17 protein-coding genes and 3 pseudogenes are annotated in these 24,000 nt (G+C 53.1%); 11 read left to right on the top strand and 9 right to left on the bottom strand.

What is annotated here, in order from left to right:
* Nucleotides 1-201 precede the first annotated feature (201 nt).
* Both ACTQ52_RS03310 and ACTQ52_RS03305 read right to left on the bottom strand, forming a co-directional pair.
* Nucleotides 202-571 (bottom strand): annotated as a pseudogene (locus ACTQ52_RS03310) (response regulator); the annotation flags it as partial.
* Between the two features lie 116 nt (nucleotides 572-687).
* On the bottom strand, nucleotides 688-3,174 hold the full coding sequence (locus ACTQ52_RS03305; RefSeq protein ID WP_441981798.1) for an endonuclease MutS2: 2,487 nt from the start codon (nucleotides 3,172-3,174) through the stop codon (nucleotides 688-690).
* A 67-nt stretch (nucleotides 3,175-3,241) separates the two neighbouring features.
* On the opposite strand from ACTQ52_RS03305, the gene ACTQ52_RS03300 reads away from it, so the two are divergent.
* Nucleotides 3,242-4,609: a S1C family serine protease gene (locus tag ACTQ52_RS03300; RefSeq protein WP_441981797.1), complete on the top strand. Its 1,368-nt coding sequence runs from the start codon at nucleotides 3,242-3,244 to the stop codon at nucleotides 4,607-4,609.
* Nucleotides 4,610-4,818: 209 nt separating this feature from the next.
* Here ACTQ52_RS03300 and ACTQ52_RS03295 read toward each other — a convergent pair whose 3' ends face one another.
* Nucleotides 4,819-5,787 (bottom strand): 3'-5' exoribonuclease YhaM family protein, encoded by a 969-nt coding sequence (locus ACTQ52_RS03295; RefSeq protein ID WP_410044054.1) that lies wholly within the window; start codon nucleotides 5,785-5,787, stop codon nucleotides 4,819-4,821.
* A 1,031-nt stretch (nucleotides 5,788-6,818) separates the two neighbouring features.
* Here ACTQ52_RS03295 and ACTQ52_RS03290 point away from each other — a divergent pair.
* From ACTQ52_RS03290 to rlmD (ACTQ52_RS03265), 6 genes are all read left to right on the top strand, one after another.
* Nucleotides 6,819-7,376 (top strand): cupin domain-containing protein, encoded by a 558-nt coding sequence (locus ACTQ52_RS03290; RefSeq protein WP_441227380.1) that lies wholly within the window; start codon nucleotides 6,819-6,821, stop codon nucleotides 7,374-7,376.
* A gap of 136 nt (nucleotides 7,377-7,512) precedes the next feature.
* Entirely contained in the window at nucleotides 7,513-8,967 is a 1,455-nt protein-coding gene (gene potA / locus ACTQ52_RS03285) for a polyamine ABC transporter ATP-binding protein (RefSeq protein ID WP_441227381.1), read from the top strand.
* Nucleotides 8,968-8,981: 14 nt separating this feature from the next.
* Nucleotides 8,982-9,767, top strand: a complete 786-nt coding sequence (locus ACTQ52_RS03280; protein WP_410044051.1) for an ABC transporter permease — start codon at nucleotides 8,982-8,984, stop codon at nucleotides 9,765-9,767.
* Nucleotides 9,767-10,573, top strand: a complete 807-nt coding sequence (locus ACTQ52_RS03275) for an ABC transporter permease (RefSeq protein WP_410044063.1) — start codon at nucleotides 9,767-9,769, stop codon at nucleotides 10,571-10,573. Before ACTQ52_RS03280 ends, ACTQ52_RS03275 begins: the two co-directional genes overlap by 1 nt.
* Nucleotides 10,566-12,170, top strand: a complete 1,605-nt coding sequence (locus ACTQ52_RS03270) for an ABC transporter substrate-binding protein (RefSeq protein ID WP_441981796.1) — start codon at nucleotides 10,566-10,568, stop codon at nucleotides 12,168-12,170. The genes ACTQ52_RS03275 and ACTQ52_RS03270 overlap by 8 nt, the downstream gene beginning before the upstream one ends.
* Before the next feature lie 5 nt (nucleotides 12,171-12,175).
* Nucleotides 12,176-13,690 carry a 23S rRNA (uracil(1939)-C(5))-methyltransferase RlmD gene (gene rlmD, locus ACTQ52_RS03265; RefSeq protein WP_441981795.1) on the top strand — a complete coding sequence of 505 codons (1,515 nt, stop codon included), beginning with the start codon at nucleotides 12,176-12,178 and terminating at the stop codon, nucleotides 13,688-13,690.
* Nucleotides 13,691-13,821: 131 nt separating this feature from the next.
* On the opposite strand, the gene ACTQ52_RS03260 is transcribed toward rlmD (ACTQ52_RS03265), so the two are convergent.
* Nucleotides 13,822-15,246 (bottom strand): ATP-binding protein, encoded by a 1,425-nt coding sequence (locus tag ACTQ52_RS03260; protein WP_441981794.1) that lies wholly within the window; start codon nucleotides 15,244-15,246, stop codon nucleotides 13,822-13,824.
* A 217-nt stretch (nucleotides 15,247-15,463) separates the two neighbouring features.
* On the opposite strand from ACTQ52_RS03260, the pseudogene rlmD (ACTQ52_RS03255) reads away from it, so the two are divergent.
* The 3 genes and pseudogenes from rlmD (ACTQ52_RS03255) to ACTQ52_RS03245 form a co-directional block, all read left to right on the top strand.
* Nucleotides 15,464-15,910 (top strand): annotated as a pseudogene (gene rlmD / locus ACTQ52_RS03255) (23S rRNA (uracil(1939)-C(5))-methyltransferase RlmD); the annotation flags it as partial.
* Between the two features lie 246 nt (nucleotides 15,911-16,156).
* Nucleotides 16,157-16,816 carry a hypothetical protein gene (locus ACTQ52_RS03250; RefSeq protein WP_441981793.1) on the top strand — a complete coding sequence of 220 codons (660 nt, stop codon included), beginning with the start codon at nucleotides 16,157-16,159 and terminating at the stop codon, nucleotides 16,814-16,816.
* A 728-nt stretch (nucleotides 16,817-17,544) separates the two neighbouring features.
* Nucleotides 17,545-18,765 carry an MFS transporter gene (locus tag ACTQ52_RS03245; protein WP_002584949.1) on the top strand — a complete coding sequence of 407 codons (1,221 nt, stop codon included), beginning with the start codon at nucleotides 17,545-17,547 and terminating at the stop codon, nucleotides 18,763-18,765.
* Nucleotides 18,766-18,845: 80 nt separating this feature from the next.
* Here ACTQ52_RS03245 and ACTQ52_RS03240 read toward each other — a convergent pair whose 3' ends face one another.
* Nucleotides 18,846-19,646, bottom strand: a complete 801-nt coding sequence (locus tag ACTQ52_RS03240) for a helix-turn-helix domain-containing protein (RefSeq protein WP_002575858.1) — start codon at nucleotides 19,644-19,646, stop codon at nucleotides 18,846-18,848.
* Nucleotides 19,647-19,753: 107 nt separating this feature from the next.
* On the opposite strand from ACTQ52_RS03240, the pseudogene ACTQ52_RS03235 reads away from it, so the two are divergent.
* Nucleotides 19,754-20,059: pseudogene (locus ACTQ52_RS03235) on the top strand (phospholipase D-like domain-containing protein); the annotation flags it as partial.
* A gap of 44 nt (nucleotides 20,060-20,103) precedes the next feature.
* On the opposite strand, the gene ACTQ52_RS03230 reads toward ACTQ52_RS03235, so the two are convergent.
* From ACTQ52_RS03230 to ACTQ52_RS03215, 4 genes are read right to left on the bottom strand one after another with little or no spacing between them, the layout of a single operon-like run.
* Entirely contained in the window at nucleotides 20,104-21,672 is a 1,569-nt protein-coding gene (locus ACTQ52_RS03230; protein ID WP_441981792.1) for a recombinase family protein, read from the bottom strand.
* The gene (locus ACTQ52_RS03225; RefSeq protein ID WP_075714313.1) at nucleotides 21,672-22,088 is read right to left on the bottom strand and encodes an integrase; all 417 of its coding nucleotides are present in this window, start codon (nucleotides 22,086-22,088) and stop codon (nucleotides 21,672-21,674) included. Before ACTQ52_RS03225 ends, ACTQ52_RS03230 begins: the two co-directional genes overlap by 1 nt.
* 4 nt (nucleotides 22,089-22,092) lie before the next feature.
* Entirely contained in the window at nucleotides 22,093-23,652 is a 1,560-nt protein-coding gene (locus ACTQ52_RS03220) for a recombinase family protein (protein WP_441981791.1), read from the bottom strand.
* Nucleotides 23,653-23,704: 52 nt separating this feature from the next.
* A complete protein-coding gene (locus ACTQ52_RS03215; RefSeq protein ID WP_441981790.1) occupies nucleotides 23,705-23,911 on the bottom strand; it encodes an SHOCT domain-containing protein in 207 nt (68 codons plus the stop codon).
* Nucleotides 23,912-24,000 lie beyond the last annotated feature (89 nt).

The following is a 24,000-nucleotide window of genomic DNA, read 5'->3' as shown; positions in this document are numbered from 1 at the left end:
CATCCGCTGCTGGAAGCCCCGTCGTATCGAGGAAGCCCGCGCCCATCCGTGCCTGCGGTGAAGCCGCGCCGACGCCGCCGTTTTTCGCGAAGCCCGCAGCAGCCGCGCCCGCGGCACTATTCATCGTGAGCCCTGTGCCTGCCTTCGCCTGCTGGGCGGAGAGTGCGGCATCGACGGCAGCATTGACCTGCGCCTGGGCCTGCTGGTAGCGACGAAGCACCGCCTTCACCCGCGCCACGAGCTCCTTCGACTCAAACGGCTTCACCATGTAGTCGTCCGCGCCGAGCTCGAGTCCGAGCACCTTATCGAAGGTTTCCCCCTTCGCCGACAGCATGATGACCGGCACCTGCGAGCTCGCCCGGAGCCGCCGGCAGACCTCATAGCCGTCGATGCCCGGGAGCATCAGATCCAGAATCACGAGATTTGGCTGGTATTCCGGAAAGAGCTGCAGCGCCTCCTCGCCATCCGCGGCGCAGCGCGTATCAAACATCTCCTTTTCGAGATAGAGGGAGATGAGCTCCGAAATCGAAGCGTCATCATCCACGATCAGAATTTTCTGTTTCTCCGCCATCCGGCTTTCCTCCTCGTTCTTCTGCCAATGCTTCCGACGCTGCCGCAGGCACCCGTCCGCCGGTGTTTCTTCACCGGGGGTTCCTGCGCGCATCGATCGCAGGCACTCGCGTGCCCTTACTTCTTAAACATGACGATCGTGACACCATCCTGGCCCTCGCCGAACTCGCCGAGGCGGAAGGAATCCACGTATTTCAGCTTCTTCAGCTGTGCATGCACCGCCTTTCGGAGCACGCCGGTACCACGTCCGTGGACGACACGGACCTGCGGCAGATGCGCGAGATAGGCGTCGTCGAGGTACTTCTGCAGCTCCGGGATCGCCTCTGCGGTGGTCTGGCCGATGAGATTGATCTCCGGAGAGATGCTCATCGTTTTCTGCATGCGGATGTTGCCGGCATGAGACTTCTTTCCCTTCTTCGTCGGCTCGAGACCAGGGCCGGATACCTTTCCGGTATCCACGAGCTCGATATCGCGCACCGATACCTGGGTGCGGATGATGCCGGCGGTGACATAGAGCTTACCGTTGCGATCCGGCAGCGTCGAGACCGTGGCGTTCAGGTTCATGGAAGCCACATGGACGGTGTCGCCGATGCGGAGGCTCTTCGCCGATACTGGCTGGGCCGGTCCCTTTACCTTCTGTGCGGCAGAGAGGCTCGCCTGGGTCTCCCGCAGCTTCTTATTCAGCGTGGAGCGGGTCTGGTCGGCCTCGAAGACTGCCGCACCGTTCTGCTCCTGCTTCCGGAGCTCCTTCACGATGGAGTCCGCTGTTTCCTTGGCATCCGCCAGGATCTGTGCGGCTTCCTCACGGGCCTTCTGGAGAATCTTGTCACGGCCCTTCTCGACGCCGCGGGAGTTCTCCCGCGCACGGCGCTTATACTCCTCGATCTCCGCCTTATAGCGCGCGATCTCCTCACGCTCACGCTCGACGGTCACGCGGCTCTCCTCGAGGCTCGCGATGACATCCTCGAACTTGACATCCTCGTTCTCGAGGCGGCTCTTCGCATCCTCGATGATGTAGGATGGCAGGCCCAGCTTCTGTGAGATGGCGAAAGCATTGGACTTACCAGGGACACCGATCAGCAGACGATAGGTCGGGCTCAGGGTATTCACGTCGAACTCGCAGCTCGCGTTCTCGACGCCCTCGGTGGAGAGGGCATAGACCTTGATCTCTGCGTAGTGGGTGGTCGCGACGGTCCGTGTCTTCATATTATGAAGGAAGTTGAGGATCGCCATCGCGAGCGCCGCACCCTCGGTCGGATCGGTACCGGCACCGAGCTCATCGAAGAGACAGAGGCTGTGGCTGTCGGCCTCGCTCAGGATACGGACGGTGTTCGTCATGTGCGCGGAGAAGGTCGACAGATTCTGTTCGATGGACTGCTCGTCACCGATGTCGGCGAAGATCTCCTCGAACACACCGAGCTCCGAGCCTTCGGCGGCCGGGATGAAGAGACCGGACTGGCCCATCAGCTGGAAGAGACCGATGGTCTTCAGACACACGGTCTTACCACCGGTGTTCGGTCCCGTGATGACGAGAAGATCGAATTCCTTTCCGAGGTACACCGTGATCGGCACGACCTTCTTCGGGTCGATCAGCGGATGACGGCCCTGCAGGATGTTGATGTAGTAGTGATCGTTCAGCACCGGACGGGTGGCCCGCATGGAGGCCGCCAGCTTCGCCTTCGCGAAGACGAAGTCGAGGTGCGCGAGGATCTCGATGTTCCGACGGATCTCGTTCGTGTAAGGCATCAGGGAGCCGGACAGGGTGTCCAGGACCTTCTCGATCTCCTTCTTTTCGTCGGCCTCGAGCTCACGGATGTCATTATTCAGCTTGACGATGCTCATCGGCTCGATGAAGAGCGTCGATCCCGTCGCACTCTGGTCGTGGACCATGCCCGGGAAGCTCGACTTATACTCCGCCTTCACCGGGAGACAGTAGCGGCCATCGCGCATGGTGATAACCGCGTCCTGCAGCAGGGCACGGCTGCCGTTCAGGATGCCGTTCAGCGTCGTGTGGATGCGCTCCTCCAGGGCATGCTTTTTCTTACGTACGCTGAAGAGACCGGCACTTGCGTCGTCGGCGATCTCATCCTCCGAGAGGATGCAGCGGACGATTTCCTTATTGACCGGAGAGAGCGGCTCGATGTCACGGAAGTACGGCGACAGTGCATCGTCTGCCGCGTCCTCCCGGAGCTTCTCCGGATCCGGCTGATTCTTTGTGTAGTGGGCGTTTAAACGCACCGCCCGTGGCACCGGCTTCGGTGCCTCCGGTGTCTTCTCACTGTCACGGGCATAGGCCTTCGCACGACCGGCGACGGTCAGCACGCCACTGATGGAGAGCAGCTCTGCCGCGGACAGAGAAGCCGCGATCTCGAGCCGCTTCAGGCTGTCACGGACGTCCTTCACGCCGGAAAATGAAAGCGTGCCATAGAGACCGATCCGGAGCATGGCCGCGTCGGTTTCCGCGAGGTTTCGATCGATCTCTGCGAGATCCGTCGATGGCAGCAGCGCCTGGACGAGCTTGCGTCCCTCCTGGGAGCTCGCACAGTCTGTCAGGCGATCCTTAATCTTATTAAATTCGAGTGTGTGTAATACTTTTTCATTCATGCCTATCAGTATAGCACATGAAGGCAAATTTCTTGCGTGAAAATATCTTCATGGTTATAATTGTGCTATGGCAGAAAAAGACTTTATCAAAGAAAATATCGTAGGTCGGAAGGGAGACTGGAAGAAGCGTACGCGGCACTATGCACGTGTGCTGATTTCCGCACTTCTGTTTGGTTCCGTCAGCGCCGCTGTTTTCGGTGGCCTGGAGCCGGAGATCCGGGAGCGCCTGCATCCGATGGAGAGCGAGGCTGTCGTCCTGGAAACGGAAGTGATCGCTTCGGAGGGCGGTGCTGCACTTCCGGAAGAGAGTACAGCCGGGGGCAGTGCTCCATCTGAAGCGGAAACCACAGCAGAGGCATCCGGGGAAGTCGGACAGTCCACTGCAGAAGTGGTACAGGCTGCGGAAGTGAGTGCCCCGCCGGAGACGAGCCCAGTCGAGGACATCGTGCGGCAGGAGCTCGCAGATTATGCGTACACGGTGGCGGATTACGAGAAGCTGAACGCGGCGCTCAAGCATGTCGCGCAGCAGGCGGAGCAGAGCCTCGTCGAGGTCGAGAGCCGCGTGACCAGCACCGACATGTTCGGCATGGAGGTGGAGTCTGGCAGACAGGCCGCCGGTATCCTGATCGCACGCACCGGTGACGAGCTTCTGGTGCTCACCTCTGCGGACATCATAAAGGAGAACGACGCGATCACGGTGAGTGTGAACGGTTCCTCCTATGAAGCACAGCTGAAGGCACAGGACCAGGCGGATGGGATCGCGGTGGTTTCCATCGCCCAGCACACGCTCAGCGCGAAGGACCGTCACGAGCTTCGGACGATTACCATCGGCAATGCAGGCCGCCTGCAGCGTGGGGACCTGCTCCTCGCGGTCGGGGCCCCGGATGGCAGCTATCCATCCTGCACGACCGGCAGGATTTCGTCCATCAGCTATAACACATCCTACATCGATGGCAGTATCGCCGCGATGATCGCGGATCTTCATGCGAGCCCGGAGAGCGGGGCCTTCGTGCTGAATACGAAGGGCGAGCTGATCGGCTGGGTGAGCAGCCGCCTCGGGGAAACGGTGGATGGCTATCATCGCATCGCCGTCGCGACGGATTTCCTCGCACAGATCCAGAAGCTGTCGAATGGCATCGCGTACCCGTACCTCGGCTTCCATGCGCAGGAGGTGACGTCCGAGATGGCCCGTGCAGGACTTCCGGCCGGCCTCTACATCGAGGAGTGCGATAAGAGTTCGCCGGCGTTCAATGCAGGCATCCAGAGCGGTGATGTCCTCACCATGATCGACGACAGCGAGATCGATGACATGCCGACGTTCCGTAAGGTGCTCGGTGAGCTCGAGGTCGGCGACGACATCAAGGTGAAGGTGCAGCGCCAGCGCGGCTCCGAGTACAGTGAGGTCGAGTATAAGCTGACGGTCGGCGCACGATGATTCCATGAGGATTTTACGAGGAGCCCCGGAGGACTGCCATCAGCAGCACAGTACTCCGAGACCGGAAAAATCTAAACGAGAAGCCCCGGAGAGTCGGCAACAGCAGCACAGTACTCCGAGGCTCCTCGCCGATTTCTGTCGGTGAATTCTAAAAAACGCCGCCACACGGAGGATATCCTCTGTGTGACGGCGTTTCGTTCACTTATGATTTATGAAAGGTCGCTGGTCTTTCGAAGGTTTGAGTCGATGAGGCGGTTGAAGCCGAGCCAGCCGTTGCTGTCCGGCGCCTTGCCGTTCTTACCTGCGGCAGCGATGGCTTCGCGCATGGTTTCGAGCTTCGCATCGACGTTGTCGGCGAAGGAAAGTGCCATCGCCTCCATCAGTGCCGGCTTCTTCGGGGAGCCGTACTCGAGCTCACCATGGTGCGCGAGGATGCAGTGACCAAGCTCTGCGGCGAGGGTCTCCGGAAAATCCGGAATCTTCTTTGCCGTATTGATAACAGCCTGATAGCCGATGACGATATGACCGATCAGCTGTCCGACATCGCTGTAATCGTTGCGTGGGAACGCGGTCAGCTCCTGTACCTTTCCGATGTCGTGGCAGAGCGCCGCGGTGATCAGCAGGTCACGGTGCAGATCCGGGTAATGCTTCGCATAGAAATCACAGATGGCTGCGACCGACAGGGTATGCTCTGCGAGACCGCCGACGTAGCCGTGGTGTACGGACTTTGCGGCAGAGTGCTGCATGAACTCCTTATGGAAGCCTTCATTCTCGAGGAAGATCATATTGAGCAGCTTGTTCAGGTACGGATTTTTCACCGACTTGATCATCTGCTGCAGCTCCTGATCCATCTCCGGGATCGGACGACCGGACACCGGAAGATAATTCTTCGGATCGAAGGAGCCCTCCTTCGCCACGCGGAGGCGCTGGATGCTCAGCTGGTTGCTGCCATTATAAACGGTGACATTGCCCTCGACATAGACGTAGTCGAGTACATCGAATTCTGCGATGCCCGGGGAGTTTGGCTCCCATACCTTCGCATCCACCTGACCGGTGCGATCCTGCAGCGTCACGTTCAGGTACTCCTTACCATTCTTCGTGAGCGCAGCGTTCTTCGTCTTTACGAGGTAGATATCCGCTACCCGCATGCCGTCATAGAAGCTCTCAATAAAGCGCATTCCGCCGTTCTGGGTGGATGCGTTCTGTTCTCTGAAAAACTCGTTAAATTCCATTTATGTATTCTTTCTAATCCATAGCTCTAAATAACACAACGATTTCTCATCGTCGGATGAGGGGTACGGTATCCTCATCGCTTTTTCGTGGAAATCATCACAGGTTCCGGGCGCGTCTATGGATACGCGTCACTGTCGCCCATACTAACACAAGCGAAGGCATCTCGCAACGTTCCATTGCGTCATGCACGTAAAATCCCGGGGTGGGGGAATTAGATAAAGATGGATGGCACTATCCAATAACCGACGGATTTCGAAATCGTGGATACTTTCAGCAACGTTTACCATTTTTGCACACAGAGCTAAAATATCCACGATTTCGAGATAGGGCGCTTATTGGATAGTTTTCCGTAGAATCAGGCATACGCATATATGCGTACTATCCAATCTTCCTCGATTTTTCAAATAGTGGATATGTATTTCGTGCTTCAAAGAAACATATCTTTAAGCAGATATCCAATATAACTTCTTTTTTTAAATACTGGATACCAGACCCCGGAGAGCTCTTATGAAATAAAGCTTTTCGTATCCAATATTTTTGGAATCGCCTAAAAGTGGATACTTCACAATCAATTTCGATGATTATGGTCAAAAAACGTATCCAGTATTTTCAAAATCAAACCATATTAGATAGGAATGTGACAGTATGGGCCGGGAGCCCCTCCGTGCCACCCATTCAGATTTCCATAGTAAAGGGCTATGCGACCGGTACCAGCAACGTCCACCGCGCCACCCATCTGGATCTCCATAGGGCTGCATTGCAAGTTTGTTCGATTTTTTCTGTAAAAAGTCAATTATTAATTGATTAAAAGTTTAGTTATAGTATAATGAATTCCGGCTTAAAAGTTTAGTGATAGCATATTGCAAGTTTAGCAAAAAGTTTAGTGTGTACATGACATGGTTTTGCAGGATTACGATGCGAATCAGCTGGGACGGAAGACGAAATTATCATGTTATACACAGGAAGGGAAGCGCTCATGGCAGCAGAGCAGGTGAACGTCGAGATCGGGCGGAAAATCAAGAATCTCCGGAACCGAAACGGTCTCACGCAGCAGGAGCTGGCGGATCGGACGGAGCTGACGAAGGGCTTTATTTCGCAGCTGGAGCGGGGGCAGGTGTCGCCGTCGGTGGTGACGCTGATGGATCTCATCGAGTGCCTCGGGACGACGCCCGGTGAATTTTTCAAGGAATCGACGCAGGAGCAGATCGTCTTCACTGGAGCAGACTGCTTCGAGAAGGTGGATGAGCAGGGCAACTGCCGTAAGTGGCTGGTGCCGACCGCGCAGAAGTTCGAGATGGAACCCCTGCTGGTTACACTCGCCCCGCATCAGACACTCGAAGAGGATAAGCCGCATACCGGTGAGGAGTTCGGCTATGTCATGAACGGGAAGATCCGGGTGCACTTCGGGGAGGCGGTTTACACGGTGAAGGCCGGAGAGAGCTTCTACTACCGAACGACGCAGGTCCACCGGATCGAGAATCCGAGCGCGAAGCCCGCGAAGTTCCTCTGGATCAGCACGCCGCCGGAGTTTTAAGTTTCAGTTACAGTTCAAGCAAATGGGGACCCGGCTTAGATTTCACCGGTCTCGGAGTACTGTGCCTTCGTTGCCGCCCCTCCGAGTCCCCACTACACTGAACGCATATATTATTTATATATAAAGGGAAAGAATTATGGGAAACGAAACAGTAAAAAGCGAGAACATCATCGAGCTCAGGCATGTGATGCGCCAGTACGACGACAACGGTTTCATCGCCGTACATGATTTTAACCTCGAAGTGAAGCGCGGCGAGTTCGTCACCTTCCTCGGCCCGTCCGGCTGTGGGAAGACGACGACCCTTCGGATGATCGCAGGCTTCGACATCCCGACCTCGGGCGAGATCCTCCTGAACGGAAAGTCCATCACCTCACTTCCGCCATACGAGCGTCCGATCAATACGGTTTTCCAGCGCTATGCGCTTTTTCCGCACATGAACATCTATGACAACATCGCCTTCGGCCTCCGTCAGAAGAAGGTAGCGAAGGACGTCATCGATCGGAAGGTGAAGCGTATGCTGAGCCTCGTCGACCTCGAGGGCTTCGAGGACCGCAGTGTGTCGACCCTGTCCGGCGGTCAGCAGCAGCGTATCGCCATCGCACGTGCACTCGTAAACGAGCCGGAGATCCTCCTCCTCGATGAGCCGCTCGGCGCGCTCGACCTCAAGATGCGTCAGGAGATGCAGATCGAGCTGAAGGCCATGCATGACAAGCTCGGCATCACCTTCATCTACGTCACCCACGACCAGGAGGAGGCGCTCACCATGTCCGACAAGATCGTCGTCATGAGTGAGGGTGAGATCCAGCAGATCGGCACCCCGGAGGACATCTACAACGAGCCGAAGAACGCCTTCGTGGCCGACTTCATCGGAGAGAGTAACATCTTCGGCGGCATCATGACCGGGAAGCTGACCACCCGTTTCTGCGGTGGTGAGTTCGTGTGCGTCGATGATGTCCCGGAGGGCACCCACATCACCGCCGTCGTTCGTCCAGAGGATGTCGAGATCACGAAGCCGGAGAACGGTACCATCCGTGGCGTCGTGACTGCCGTGATCTTCAAGGGCATGCACTACGAAATCACGATCCAGTCCGGAAAGAACGAGATCGTGGCCCGCTCCACGAAGGCGGCCAATGTCGGCGACCGCGTAGGTATATGCCTGGAGCCGGACGGCATTCACATCATGATCGCAGAGGATCATACGAATACCTTCCAGGTAGATATCAACAAGGACTATCGTCTCGAGTACAACGGCCAGCTGCTCCACGCGAGCCTCACGAAGCTCATCAAGGGTGGCAAGCGTCAGGAGGACGGTACCATCATCGACGCGAACGGTGAAGTCATCGACCTCAGCCGTATCCGCGTCATGGCGTCCATCCAGCCGGAGGACATCGACATGACCGATAACCAGGAGGAGGGTCTCATCCAGGGCAACATCAGTAACCTGATCTACCTCGGATCCCACTACCTCTACATCATCCACACCGAGCTCGAGCAGGACTTCGCCGTCTACGATGAGGACCTCTGGAACATGGGTGACCGTGTCGGACTCATCATGCCGACCGAGAAGATGAGCTTTACGATCAAGAAGTAGAAAGGAGCCGATCTATGCGTTTCTCCAGAAAAAATCTGGGCATCCCGTATATGCTCTTTTTGATTCTGTTTGTGATTGCACCGCTGGCGGTGCTGTTCTACTATGCCTTCACGAACGGCTCCGGACAGTTCACGCTGATGAACTTCATCGGCTTTTTCACGAATCCGAACACCGTGGGCACCCTGTTTTACAGCCTCGCGATCGCTGCAGTGACGACCATCGTCTGCGTCCTGCTGGCGTATCCGCTCGCGTACATCCTCGCGACCAGCCACTTCCGCGCGAAGTCGGTCATCGTGATGATCTTCGTGATGCCGATGTGGATCAATTTCTCACTGCGCATCACGGCACTGAAGGAGGTGCTGACCTTCCTTGAAGGCAACCTCGCGATGCATCCGTTTCTCAATGCGGTCATCGGTATGAGCTATGATTTCCTGCCGTTTATGATCCTTCCGATCTATACGACGATTTCACGACTCGACCACTCCCTGCTGGAGGCCGCCGCTGATCTCGGCGCGGATGAGAAGACGGCGTTCTGGAAGGTGACCCTGCCGCTCTCGATGCCGGGCGTCGTCAGCGGTATCTCGATGGTTTTCCTGCCGGCGATGACGAACTATGTTGTGCTCGACATGCTGTACAACAGCACCTATATCATGGGATCGCTCATCGGAAGCTACTTCTCTGCGTACAACTGGCACGGAGGCTCCATGATCGCACTGATCCTGCTGGCATTTATCTGCCTCTTCACCCTGCTGACCGGCACGGGTGAGGACGACCACCGGAGAGGAGGCTCGGTACTGTGATGAAAAAGCTCTGGAAATCCATATTTTTCGTGGCGATGCTGCTCCTTCTGTATCTGCCGATCCTGATCCTCGCCGTCTACAGCTTCACCGACGCCACGACGATCGGTACGATCCGCGGCTTCTCCCTTCAGAACTATGTGACCCTCTTCACGACCGAGGAGCTTCGGACGATGATCTTCGGTACCCTGACCCTGGCCGTCACCTCGGCGCTGATCGCGACCATCCTCGGCAGCCTCGGTGCCATCGGCGCCTTCTACTCGAAGGAGCGCGTGAAGACCGCGATGAGCACGATGAACCAGATTCCGGTCATCAATGCCGACGTCGTGACCGGCTTCTCCATCTGTGTACTGATGGTCGTCGTCATGCGCATCAGCAAGGATACCTACATCCCGCTGCTCATCGGCCATGTGACCCTGAGCGCACCATTTGTGTTCCTGAATGTCATGCCGAAGATCCAGCAGATGGACTCCAGCCTCTATGAGGCCGCGCTCGACCTTGGGGCCACTCCGTTCCGCGCGCTGAAGCAGGTCGTGATCCCGCAGATCATGCCGGGCATCGTCTCCGGCTTCGGCCTCGCCATCACCCTGTCCCTCGACGATTACTTCATCGCGACCTACACGAAGCCGGCGATGTTTGATACCATCAGCACCTACGTCGTGAACGCGACGAAGGGTTCCCAGACGACGATCAAGACCGCACTCTGGGCCCTGTCGACGGTGATTTTCCTCATCGTGATTCTGGTGGTGGCCGTCGGAAACTACCGTGCCATCCAGGAGGAGAAGAGAAAGGAGCCGGTACATGGATAAACTGTTTACATCCTATCGCAGGTCAATGCTTCCATCGGGCACGCGCCGGACAGTACACGGCATGCGCCAGACAGTCGGCGATCGCAGCCGGAAGCCGCTCGCCCTTCTCACGGCGGGGTGCCTCGCACTGAGTTCCTTCCTTCCATCGCTCGGCACCCTCGAGGCCTTCGCTGCCCCGAAGTCCGACGATACCATCACGCTGCGCGTCTGCAACTGGGAGGAGTACATCGACCAGGGCGGGTGGAACGCTGATGAAGTCATTGACCTCCCAAGCGGGGATATCCTCGGTGAAAATTCGCTGGTGAAGGACTTCGAGGACTGGTACCAGGAGACCTACGGCCAGAAGGTGAAGGTCGAGTACTCCACCTTCGGTACCAACGAGGATCTCTACAACATGCTGACCCTCGGCGACACCTACGACCTCATCTGCCCGTCCGAGTACATGTTCATGAAGCTGATCAGTGAGGGCAAGGTTCAGCCGCTTTCTGAGCACTTCTTCGACACGACGGACGAGCATAACTACTACATCAAGGGCGTGTCCCCGTATCTTCGAAAGATCTTCGAGGACCACGAGATCCACGGCGAGCCATGGAGTCGCTATGCCGCCGGCTATATGTGGGGCGTCACCGGCATCGTGTATAACCCGGAGCTGATGACCCGTGAGGAGGCCTCCACCTGGGATGTGCTGACGAATCCGAAGTTCCGGAAGCGCGTCACCATCAAGGACAGTGTGCGTGAGTGCTACTTCGCCGCGGTCGGTGCGCTGAACCACGACGAGCTGACGAGTGAAGCCTTTCTCGCGGATCCGGACTATAAGGAGAAGCTGGAGAGCCACTTAAACGACACCTCGCCGGAGATGATCGATCGTGTGCAGGACTGGCTGCAAGGCATGAAGGACAATGTCTACAGCTTCGAGGTCGATTCCGGAAAGGCAGACATGGTCACCGGAAAGGTGGCGGGCAATTACCAGTGGTCCGGCGATGCCGTCTATACCATGGATCAGGCCGAGGAGGATGGCTACGAGCTCGAATTTGCGATGCCGGATGAGGCGTCCAACATCTACTTCGATGGCTGGATCATGCTGAAGAACGGCATCCATGATGATCCGGCGAAGCAGCAGGCGGCCGAGGCGTGGATCAATTTCCTGTCCCGCCCGGATAACGCAATCCGGAACATGTACTACATCGGCTACACCTCCTTCGTATCGGGTGGTGATGATCCGCGTATCCTTGAGTACCTCGACTGGAACTACGGCGCGGAGGAAGGCGAGGAGGACACCGTACCGTACGATGTGACCTACTTCTTCACCGGCGACGACGAGACCGTAGATCCGGATTATGTGCTGACCGTTCCGGAGGAGCAGACCCGCCGGCAGCTCGGCGCACAGTATCCGAGCACCGAAAACATCCACCGCACCTGCATCATGCAGTACTTCGATGATGCGAAGAACCAGGCGATCAACAGCATGTGGGTCAATGTGCGTTGCTATAATGTTGAGCACATGCCATGGTGGGGCTGGTGCCTCGCGGTCGCGGCCCTCGGCGGCATCCTCTGGCTTTCGGTACAGAAGATCCGGCGTGTGAAGAGAGAAGAATAAAATTTATGGAAAAAAATCAGCAGTTTCAGGTAAAGATTACAGATTACTCCAGTGAGGGACTCGGCATCGGAAAGACCGAGGGCCAGTTCGTCTGGTTCATCAAGGATACGGTCATCGGTGATGAGGTCATCGCCGCCGCGACGAAGGTGAAGAAGCATTACGGCTTCGCCCGCCTCGTGAAGCTCGTTACGCCGAGCCCGGCGCGGGAGACCCCGGCCTGCCCGATCGCCCGTCAGTGTGGCGGCTGCCAGCTCCAGCAGATGCGCTACCCGGCACAGCTCCACTTCAAGCAGGAGAAGGTCTACAACAACCTGCTTCGCATCGGCGAGGTGCCGCAGGCGCTTCTCGATGAGGTCTTCCAGCCGATCGTCGGCATGGAGAGTCCGTTCCGATACCGGAACAAGGCGCAGTACCCGATCCGCCGTGACAAGTCCGGAAAGATCATCGCCGGCTTCTACGCCGGCCGGACCCACGACGTCATCGCCTGCGACGACTGCCTCCTCGGCGTCGAAGAAAATAAGGCGATACTGGAAGCCATCGTCACCTGGATGGAGGACTACAGCATTGATCCATATGACGAGAAGAGCGGCGAAGGCCTCGTGCGTCATGTACTCTGTCGCAAGGGCTTCCGCTCCGGCCAGCACATGGTCTGCCTCGTCATCAACGGCACGAGCCTCCCGCACCAGGAGGCGCTGGTGGAGAAGCTCTGTGGGCATGGTGGACAGACGGGCGCGGCAGCAGAGCTGCGCAGCGTTGATTCCGCAGATACGGTGGAAAACGGCGAAAATGTGTCGGATGGCCGCGCTGCGGATGTGGATAAAGCAGCGGATGACAGGAACGGATGTGCGAAGGAGTGCCCGCATGTGGACAGCCTGAGCTTCTCCGTGAACATGGAAAATACAAATGTGATTATGGGGACGAAGATCGTGCATCTCTATGGCCCTGGATATATCGAAGATTCCATCGGCGAGGTCCGCTTCCGCATCTCACCGCTCAGCTTCTACCAGGTGAACCCGGTGCAGACCGAAGAGATGTACGGCGCGGCGCTCGAATTCGCCGACCTTCAGGGCACGGAAAATGTTTGGGATCTCTACTGCGGTATCGGTACGATCTCCCTTTTCTTAAGCCAGAAGGCGAAGCAAGTCTATGGCGTCGAGATTATCCCGGAGGCCATCGAGGATGCCCGCCAGAACGCGACGCTGAATGGCATCACGAACGCAGAGTTCTACGTCGGTGCGGCCGAAGAAGTGCTCCCGGCCTGGTATGAAGCACACCCGGACGAGTGCATTGACGTCGTCTGTGTCGACCCGCCACGAAAGGGCTGCGATGAGAAGGCCCTGAACACCATCGTCCAGATGGCTCCGGAAAAGCTCGTGTACGTGAGCTGCGACTCCGCCACCCTCGCCCGCGACGTGAAGTACCTCCGCGCCGCCGGCTATGAGCTCCGCCACGTCCGCCCGGTGGATAACTTCCCGGAAACGGTACATGTGGAGACGGTAGCTCTTTTAACTAAAAAGTGACTTAGGAAAGAAAAAAAGAGAGACTTCCGGGTTGAGATGGAAGTGCCGATTAGTCCTGATATGCATAAGGATTATTTGGAATGAAAAGAAGCAGGACAATGGGAGATGAGACCCAATGCCCTGCTTCTTGGTTATTTGGAATGAACGGTAGTGTATTTCTGATTTTTGCTTTTGGGCTTGTCTGGAAACATCATTTCAAGTTTACCAGAAGATAATAAAGGCTTGAGGTAATATTTGCTGAAGTGAGAACGGCTGGAAACATCAATATATGCTTGCATTTCATCTCGACTTTTAGGATCTGCACAAAATTTCAATAGCAAGTTTTGCTTGCTGATCACAGATGTATCATGCGCGGCATCATGTGCTGTATCATGTGCGGCATCATGTACGGAAGCACCGCACATGTTGTAGTTTACATTTTTCAAGATGACTCTGAAATCTGTCGCTGTTGAGGAAAATTCAGGCTTATATGCCGCTGTGTATCCAGGCAGCTTTTCAGTTTCACTGACGATTTTGCGCAGGCCACTTCCACGGCGTTCCATGTACTTCATACGGTGGAACAGGTCAGCAATCACAGGGTTTCGTCGCATCGAACGAATACTGTAAATATTGTATTCCTGAATTGAGCCGCCGCCAAACATGCCGCCAGGAGATGTGATTTCCACCCGATCATCAAACATATCAATATGGATTTCGCTGCCAAGCACAATATAATCACGATGGATAAGCGCATTGACAAGAGCCTCAGTCACAGCTCGTTCAGCATAATCCGGCTTGTCTACACGATACTGTGCCTCTTTGACAAAACGGACTTTGGAATTATTGCGAATAAATTCACTGCCGCTTTTCAGTAGATAAATCAGATTCCCTTCGTATTCTTTATCGTCCAGCGCATCATCAAAGATAGAGCCTTTTTCCAAGCCGTTCCACCGGGTACAGAACATACGGGAGTTATAAACTGTGTGCTGATCGGTCATGAGCTTTCCGGCATTGGTCAGGAACCCATTTTTGTCAGCCAAACCGAAAGAGACATAATCGGATGACTCGAAGCGGAGGCCGGTTCGTTCCAGATAGGTTGCCTCCAGGAGTGTGAAGCTGTAATCCTTTTTCACAGCTTCTGTTGTTAAGGTGTCAAAGGACTGATTGGTTCCCTTTAAGATCAGTTCATTCACAATGTAATCCGGTGCAATTACGCTTTCATTTCCAACACGGATATATGCTTCCATCACTCCGTCTGCCTTGTAATAGTATGGGGTGCTGCGGCCAGGAGAAACCTCCAGAGCCAACAGGTTTTTACCATCTTCCTGCAATGGCTTTAAGATAAACTGCGGTAATGGTGTGATACGTTCTTTGATTAAGCGGCTGATCGCTTCAGCATCCTTTTGAACATCGGACAAGCCGATAGGCTCCCGGTCATCAGAGACTCCGAAAAACAGAGTGCCGCCGATTCCATTGGAAAAGGCACTGACACTTTTTAACCAGCTTTTTGGCTTTTTTGTTTCGAGAGCAACTTTGAAATCACATTCTGTTGCTTCGGCAATGAGCTGTTCTATCATAGAAATCCCTTCTTTGAGGTTGTAGAATGACCTTTTTGATTATACCTAGCGGAGAAAGTTATTGCAATGATAGAAGCAAAGAGCTCAGCGAAGGAGCAAAGGATCGTCCTTCGGAATGATCTTTTGCTATTTGACATTGGGGCCAGGCACCGTTAAGTTTTTGTTAAAATATTCTAAACTCGAGTTTATGGTGCCTGGCCCCAATGCGCATATCCCGATGTGGGATCTCTACTGCGGTATCGGTACGATCTCCCTTTTCTTAAGCCAGAAGGCGAAGCAGGTCTATGGCGTCGAGATTATCCCGGAGGCCATCGAGGATGCCCGTCAGAACGCGGCGCTGAATGGCATCACGAACGCAGAGTTCTACGTCGGTGCCGCCGAAGAAGTGCTCCCGGCCTGGTATGAAGTACATCAGGACGAGCGCATTGACGTCATCTGCGTCGACCCGCCACGAAAGGGCTGCGATGAGAAGGCCCTCAACACCATCGTCCAGATGGCTCCGGAAAAGCTCGTGTACGTGAGCTGCGACTCCGCGACCCTCGCCCGCGACGTGAAGTACCTCCGCGCCGCCGGCTATGAGCTCCGCCATGTCCGCCCGGTGGATAACTTCCCGGAAACGGTACACGTCGAGACGGTAGTATTGATGTCAAAGGTCAAAGAATAATAGCCGTGAAAGCCCAGTAATACTGCGGTTTTCGGGCAATTGGGAAAATTTGGCATCGGGCAAAGCGAACGCTTCTCGGTAACTTATCCAAAGGCAGATCGGGTCAAAAAGTGTGAGAGTTGAGTTGCCACGATAGATGTTACTATGTTGAGTTGCCGAGTTAGATGTTGGGGTAGTTGTGGCTGTGAGATAGATGTTACTTGTTGAGTGATGAGCGAAAAATTATTAAGGGAGGAGAGACTATAATTGACAGAAATTGAATATAGAAAACTACTCATTGATTCAGTGCGTGCCGGAGATTACCCTGAAAAAGATGGGCTGCTTGAATTGTTGAATATTTGCTCATTAAGGTTTGAAAAGACTAATGTTTTTACCAGAAACTTATGGAATCATTTCCAAGAGTATATTCATATTTGTATCGTTCCGGAGAAGATGATTGAGTTAAAGAAACACGCCGATTATCTTAAAAAAATGATATATGAGATCTATCCTCCAAACGATGATTATGAGCTGTGGGGAGTGGAGATTAAACCGGGAGCTATGCCTGACACTGAAGATATTAGTCAAGAAATACTATTTGAAAATATCAGGAATCAGATTATTGAGGAGATCCGTGCTGCAAAATATATGATCTGGATTTCTGTGGCTTGGTTTACAGATCCGGTTTTATATCAAGAATTAGGTCAGTTTACAAGGAACTACACGCAGACCGTGAAACGGGCTGCTGACAACAAACGGCGCTATGCTCCCGGCTGGGTGCATAGCACCTGTTTGTTGCGGGGGTTTCCAAAGGGGGCAGCGCCCCATTTGGCACACGACTTTGCGGAGCAAAGTGTAGTGTGTTATACGCTCTGTCGGCGTTGCCCTGAAAATACCGTTGCCGCCGGGGAGGGCAAGGGCATTTGACGCGGCAGGAAAGCAGGGCTTTGTTTGGGGCTGGTAAGCCGGAAACAAAGGGCTGATTTCAGCAGCAGACAGGGCGTATTATGAAAGCCCCCGTCCCTCGTCCTCCGCCCCCGGCCTATGGGACAAAAAGTCCCAAAGCTCTGGACACCGTGACCAGATGTGTGGCCACACTCCGGGAAAAGTAGCAGGACGGCAGGAAACCGTCAAGGCTGAAATGAATGGGCTGACGCCCGGCCTTGACCGTTCCCCGCCGCCCCGCTGGATGGGTGGACAAGGTGGCCAATCCCTAAAAGTGTTTGGCCGCACTCGTTCATTTTGGGGCCTTTCTTCTCCCAAAATTGAAATGGGCGGGAAAGCCCTAAAATGGCTTTGCTACTGCCCGTAAGAGATGGAAAAACAAGATGGAAAACAAGGTTAAAAATGGTTGACAAGTCTATCGGATGTGTGTTATACTGTGCGACAGTTTGAGATTGGAAGGAGGCTTACGTGTGTTAATTTGTGTACGCTAATAAGCAATAAAAAGTAGAAGTACCTTTCCACATGATGGTGGGCTTTTTTGCGTGCGTATGCAAAGGAACACGTAGGTTTGACACGAGCAGTCTTTGAACTGTATCGTGGTGTTTTTTCGTGCTTTGTTGTTATGCAGGCGTCTGCCCTCTCTGTGGGACAACGCCTGCTTTTTATTGCAGAAACAAAGGAACAATGCAATAAAAAAGGAGGTTCGCATTATGACCCAAAACAACAATTCATGGAGAAAAACTTATTTTACACTTCTTGCCGGACAAGCAATATCCTTTATTAGCAGCGGTATTTTGCAAATGGCCATTATCTTTTATTTGGTTGCGAAAACTAATTCTGCAATCATATTGACGGCGGCAACACTGATTGGATTTTTGCCGCAAGCCTGTTTAGGCCCGTTTGCAGGTGCTTTTGTTGACCGGCACAGCCGTAAAAGCGTAATGATTGGTGCGGATTTGATAATTGCCGCCGCTGGCGGTATTCTGGCGCTGGTGGCGTTTTACATGGAATTGCCCGTATGGTCTATTATGGTTGTCCTGTTAATCCGAAGTGCGGGAACTGCTTTTCATTCTCCAGCATTCAGCGCAGCAACACCTATGATTGTGCCAAAAGAGGAACTTACAAAATGCGCTGGTTACACGCAGACCATGCAAGCAGTAAGTGCGATTATCAGTCCAGCTGCCGCAGCGTTTTTATATGCTGTTTGGCCTCTTAATGCAATTATATTGTTAGATATTGTGGGTGCAATCCTTGCCTGTGTGACTGTTGCGATTTCGTCCATACCAACGCCTGAACTATGTCCAGAAACGAAAAGACAACAGTTTTTACAGGATATGAAAGAGGGGTATGTGGTATTAAAGCAAAACAGGGGCCTCTTTGCTCTGCTCTGGATTGGTGTAATTTATATGTTCTTTTATATGCCAATCAGTACGCTTTTTCCTCTCATCTGTATGTCATACTTCAAAGGAACACCGGCCCATGCCTCTGCCGCTGAAATTGCTTTTGCGGTTGGTATGCTGCTTGGCGGAGTCATTCTGAGCATTTGGGGCGGTTTTAAGAAACGGCGGTACACCATCGGTCTTTCCGTTCTCCTGATGGGCGTTAGCAATATGCTCTCCGGGCTTTTGCCGCCAGACGCATTTCTTGTCTTTGTTGTGTGCTGTACTGTTATGGGAATTTCCGCTCCATTTTACGGTGTGCAAAATGCGATTTTTCAAGAAACGGTCAAACCAGAATATCTGGGGAGAGTTTTTTCTCTACTGACAAGCGCCGCTTCCCTCGCCATGCCGTTTGGCCTTGTCATTTCCGGGCCTCTGGCGGAGCGGCTGGGAGTTGAGAAATGGTTTGTCATTTGCGGAATTGGCATTATCATCGTTGCGCTTGCCGTATTTTTACTACCCGGTTTGAGAGAGATTGACAATACGCAATAATCAACTGCACCTTTTTCTATTACTAAACAAAATGCCTGGATGGTGGTTCTGAAAAACCAGAACCGCCGTTCAGGCATTTTTTATCTTCGTCCTCTCTGCGGTTTTGGATTCTTCAGCAAGTCGGATTTTTCCGCAATCTTTTTCAGCCACTTCCGTTCTTCTACTGACAGCTTCCTAAAATTCAGCTTGAGCCGTTTGCAGATAAACGCCAAGTACGCTTGTTCCGTGTCGCTGTCCTGGCTGACGATTTCACCAGCAGTTTCCAGCATTTCTTTTAGCGGGTTATCCTCTGGGACGCTGAAAAAATCGTCCTTGTGTGTTTCCCGCAGAGCAAGGGCAATCCCGTTTATGTCCCGTTGTATCACATAGCGGCAAAACTCGTCCTCATCAATATGGGCGGTGATAAGCTGTCTTAACTGCGTATCACTCATGCCAGGATTATGCTTTTTTATAACAGTTGCGCTCATCGTGTCCACTATGGCGTTTGCACCCTGCGCCTGTTTCAGTGCCGTTCCGTTCACATAGATTTCAAGGTCAGCCATCAGCCGGGGGAAATCCGGGTGCGCCGCCAGCTCACACAGCAGGGTATTGTCTATCCTCCCGCTTTTCAGCAGGTCAATCATTTCATCACTCAAACGCAGGTCTGCAAGATCGGCGTTTGGGTGATTTTTCATTTCAGACAGCCCCAGCAGATAATCAGCGGTCACACCGTAAAACTTCGCCAGCCGGATAAGGGCATAGTGGCTGATGTCCTTGAAGTCTTCCGTTTCGTAACTGCCCAGCGCAGACTTGGAAAGCCCGGTCTGCTCCGCAAGCTGCCCCAGCGTCAAGCCACGCTCCACACGTAGGTCTTTTAATCGCTCTTGTATGGATAAAGACATATTCACCCTCCTTGCTAGCTCAACGAAAGAGAAGCCGTTATGCTATGTACTATGCTCATAGCATAACGGCATAGGCATTTACAGTTTTATTTTACCATTTACTCAAGAAAAAACAGCAAGGACTGGTTATAGAAATTGCTCTCGATGATTGTGATAGAAATCATAATGCGGAATTTTCATTAGAAGATGACTTCCCGGTTTACTGGATAACGGTTCAATCTTACTATCAGAATATTATGCATGAGAAATTCTGCGTGATAGACCTATATACATCAATACATGGGACTTTTAACTGGACGAAAGCTGCAAATTATAACAAAGAGCATATTAGTATTGATAAGAATCATTCAACAGCAACTGCTTTTGCAGATGAATTTATGAAATTAAAGAATAAAAAAGTTTGGAATTCATAAGAGATAGCTCCCCATCACTGGAAATCCAGTGGCGAGGAGCCTTTTTATGCTTCGATTTCGATTGCAAGCCCGGATTTGAATTCCACGGTGAAGTGGTCGGTAAAAACGTTTACCTTCTTGATGAGCTTTTTTACCAGAGCCTCATCAAACTCCGTGATGTCAGTTTTCTGTTTGGCGATGAAGCTTTGCAGCTCCTTGATTCGGTTCATGGTCTCTTCCCGGTGGTGGCTGTCAACTTCGGACTGTTCCTTCTGCTCCCGGAGGCGGAAAATCTCATCGGCGATGGCGTCGTAGTCCTGCTTGTTGTTTGCCTTCTTGATAAGCTCTTTTTGCAGTTCTTCCAGCCGAGCTTGGATGCCGTCCGGCGAGAGGGTGTCAGCGCTGACTACAGCCTTGGCGATATTGGCTTGCAACTGTTTTAGGAAGGTATCGCTCTCAGTCAGAATCTGATTGATGGCTTTGACCGTGACTTCCTGAAGCAGGAGCTCATTTACTGTCCGGTTGGTGCAGTTCATTTCTGCCGAGCTCGGCTCCAAGCGGCTGATGCAGCGCCAGACGATAGACTTGCAGCCGTGATTGTTCCAGTGGACACGTCGGTAAAGCTCACCGCAGTCACCGCAGAAAATCATCTGGGCAAAACAGTGATTGCAGGAGAAGCCTCGTTTCTTTCCGGTCGGGCTGATGTGAACTGCCCGGCGACGGACAAGCTCGGCCTGCACCTGCATGAAGAGGTCTTTCGGAATGATCGCTTCGTGGTCGCCTTCAACGTAGTATTGAGGTACGGTGCCGTTGTTCTTGATGCGCTTCTTCGTCAGGAAGTCTGTGGTGTAGGTCTTTTGAAGCAGCGCGTCACCCATATACTTCTCGTTTCGGAGAATCTTGTTGATGGTGCTTGTGTGCCATTTTTCTTTTCCTGCGCCGGTTAAAATGCCGTCAGCCATAAGACCGGAAGCAATCTTGTCCATGCTGGAGCCTTCGAGGTATTCCCGGTAGATGCGTTTTACGATCTCGGCCTGTTCCGGATCAATGACAAGGTTGCCGTTCTCATCCTTGGTATAGCCGAGGAAGCGGTTGTGGTTAACCTGAACCTTGCCCTGCTGATAGCGGTATTGAAGGCCGAGCTTTATGTTCTCGCTCATTGATTGGCTTTCCTGCTGAGCAAGGCTCGCCATGATCGTAAGGAGCACCTCGCCTTTGGCATCCAGCGTGTTTATGGATTCCTTCTCGAAATAGACCGGAATGTTCTTGTCCTTGAGCTGCCGGATGTATTGGAGGCAGTCGAGAGTGTTTCGGGCAAATCGGCTGATGGACTTGGTGATGATCATGTCAATGTTTCCGGACATGCACTCGTCAATCATGCGGTTGAACTCGTCACGCTTTTTGGTGTTGGTACCGGATATGCCATCGTCCGCAAATATGCCTGCCAGTTCCCAGTCGGGATTCTTCTGGATGTACTCCGTGTAATGCGTGACCTGCGCCTCATAGCTGGTTTCCTGTTCGTCGGAATCCGTGCTGACGCGGCAATAGGCTGCGACGCGGAGCTTTTTCTGCTCGGATTGTTTTACCGTGTTCCCGACCTGCCTTTTGGCCGGGATGACCATAACATTTCCCATTAGATCGCCTCGCTTTCAATGAGGCTGTACAGATACTCTGCCTGTAGCCTCGGATCTTCGTATTCTTTCTCCGCTTCTGCAAACCAGAAGTGTGTCGGAACCTTTATAGGCTTTGAGCTTTTCAGAAGGTTCAGCCTTCCGAGCTTACCGGCACGTTCCAGACGAATCGCTTCTGCCTTGTCGAAGGTCTCCTGATCGATGATTGCCGGGTAGAAGTCATCGCCGAGGTAGTGCCTGTTTTGCATCAGACGCTTTGCTGAGCTGTGGTAGGCCTCGATACCTGCCTCGATGGCAGCTTTTGACTGTGCCATTCCGGCGAGGTAATTCTCGTATAGGTTCCTGATTTTGGCGGCTTCATCTTCGTTAATCACAGCGCAGCCGTTTTCAATTCTGTATCCGTATGGTGTATGTCCCATGCCCTCACTTCCTTTCCCTGAGCGTTAGACCGCACTTCAGTTCAAACCGGATATCGTTTCTGGAATGAACGATGATGCGTTTTACATATCTGTCAAATAAGTCTTTGTCGAACTCCTGAAGCATGGCGCTCTTTTCTGCGAAATGAATCAGTGCTGTGGTTTCGGTGACTTTGTTTACATCTCCGGAAACTTCATTCTTCAGGGCTTCAATCTCATCCCGGAAGCTGTCCGCTTGAGAAAGCAGTTCGTTTGTTTCCTGACTGTAGAGCACCGGATCAATGATGCCCTGCGTCATGAGCATTGTAAGAGTCTCGCGCTTTTCGGTATTTTGCGCCAGAAGGGTTTGAATCTGCTGAATACGATGAAGAGAATCATCTGACGATGATGTTTTCAATGATTCTAAGTAAGGCTTCAGGATTTGCCGGTGTGAAAAAATCAGCTTGTTCAACATCGTGGTGAATGCCTGCTTCAGCGCATCGTCTTTTACAAATAGCATGTGGCACCTATCCTTGTCTTTGATATGGGTGTTGCAGCACCACGCGATGTATTTGTGATCGGTGCAGCTATGAATCCGGCGCTTGAAGGTGTCGCCGCATTCACCGCAGATGATCTTGCCGGAGAAAGCATATCGGTTTTGGTATTTATCGGTACCCTTTGTCACGCCTTTTTCGGATGCCCGCTGACTTATAAAAGCTTTTGCTGCCTCAAAATCATCCCGACTGATGATAGGCTCGTGGTGATCCGTGACCATGTATTGCGTCTGCTCGCCGTGGTTGTTGTGTCGGACAAATTGTGAATCGGAATAGGTTTTCTGGAAAAGGCAGTCGCCGACGTATTTCTCGTTTGAAAGCATGCCGCGAATGGTTGTGGCTGTCCAGCGTCCGCCTCGCTTGGAAGAAACGCCGCGCCGGTTCAGGTCATCCGCGATGGCGTGGGTGCCTTTGCCGGAGAGTAGCGACGCGAAGATTTCTTTTACCACAGCCGCCTGCTCAGGGTTGATTACCATTTGTTCGCCGTCCCAATCATATCCGTAGGGTGGGTAGCTGCATTTGAAGGTTCCGTTTTCGAAGCGCTTCTGAATTGACCACTTGCTGTTTTCCGAAATGGAAACAGACTCGCCTTCAGCCATGCTGGAGAGGATTGCCAGAAAAAGCTCGCTCTCCATCGAGCCGGTGTTGATGTTCTCTTTCTCGAAGAAGATAGGAATGTTCAGGTCGAGCAATTTTCTGACCAGCTCCAAGCAGTCCGTAGTGTTTCTGCTAAAGCGGCTGATGGACTTCGTAACAATGAAGTCAATCCTACCGGCTTTGCAGTCGCCGATGAGCCGCATGAGCTCCGGGCGCTTATCTTTCTTAGTGCCGGTGATGCCCTCATCGTAGTAGAGGCCTGCGAACTCCCAGTCATCACGGGAAGTGATGTAGTTCTCGTAGTGAGTCTTCTGAGCCTCAAGACTTTCAAGCTGTGCATCGGAATCTGTGGAGACGCGGCAGTAGGCGGCTACCCTGATCTTCTTGAGCTTGACTTTTGTGTTCGCTGCTTCCGCGATTTTTGTTACTTTTTTCAAGGGAAGTCCCTCCTTTCCGTACGTCTATACATCACTCTAAAGCCGCTACATATCAAGGTATTTCTGGCATTATTTCCGCGAACAAGGGAGAGAAAGTTTCCCGATTGATGGCGGTTAATTTGTTGAATTCAGCCACAGAAATCAGACCGTCATTGAGCATCTTTTTGGCAATGTCCTGCGCTCGGCTATAGTCCAGATCGCCCTGAATCCGCTCCTGTGTAAAATATCCAGATTGAATATATGTATTTTCGTTTGGCATAACATATCCACCTCCAGTTTCCACTGGAGATTGCAGGCTGTTTTGAGCGGAGGAAAATAAAAAAAACTGCGGGCATTCCGAAGAACACT

The organism is Oribacterium sp. Sow4_G1_1, from assembly GCF_052116105.1.
Lineage (GTDB): Bacteria > Bacillota > Clostridia > Lachnospirales > Lachnospiraceae > Oribacterium.
Note: the sequence above shows the minus strand (reverse complement) of the source record. Positions and strands in the feature narration are given on the sequence as shown.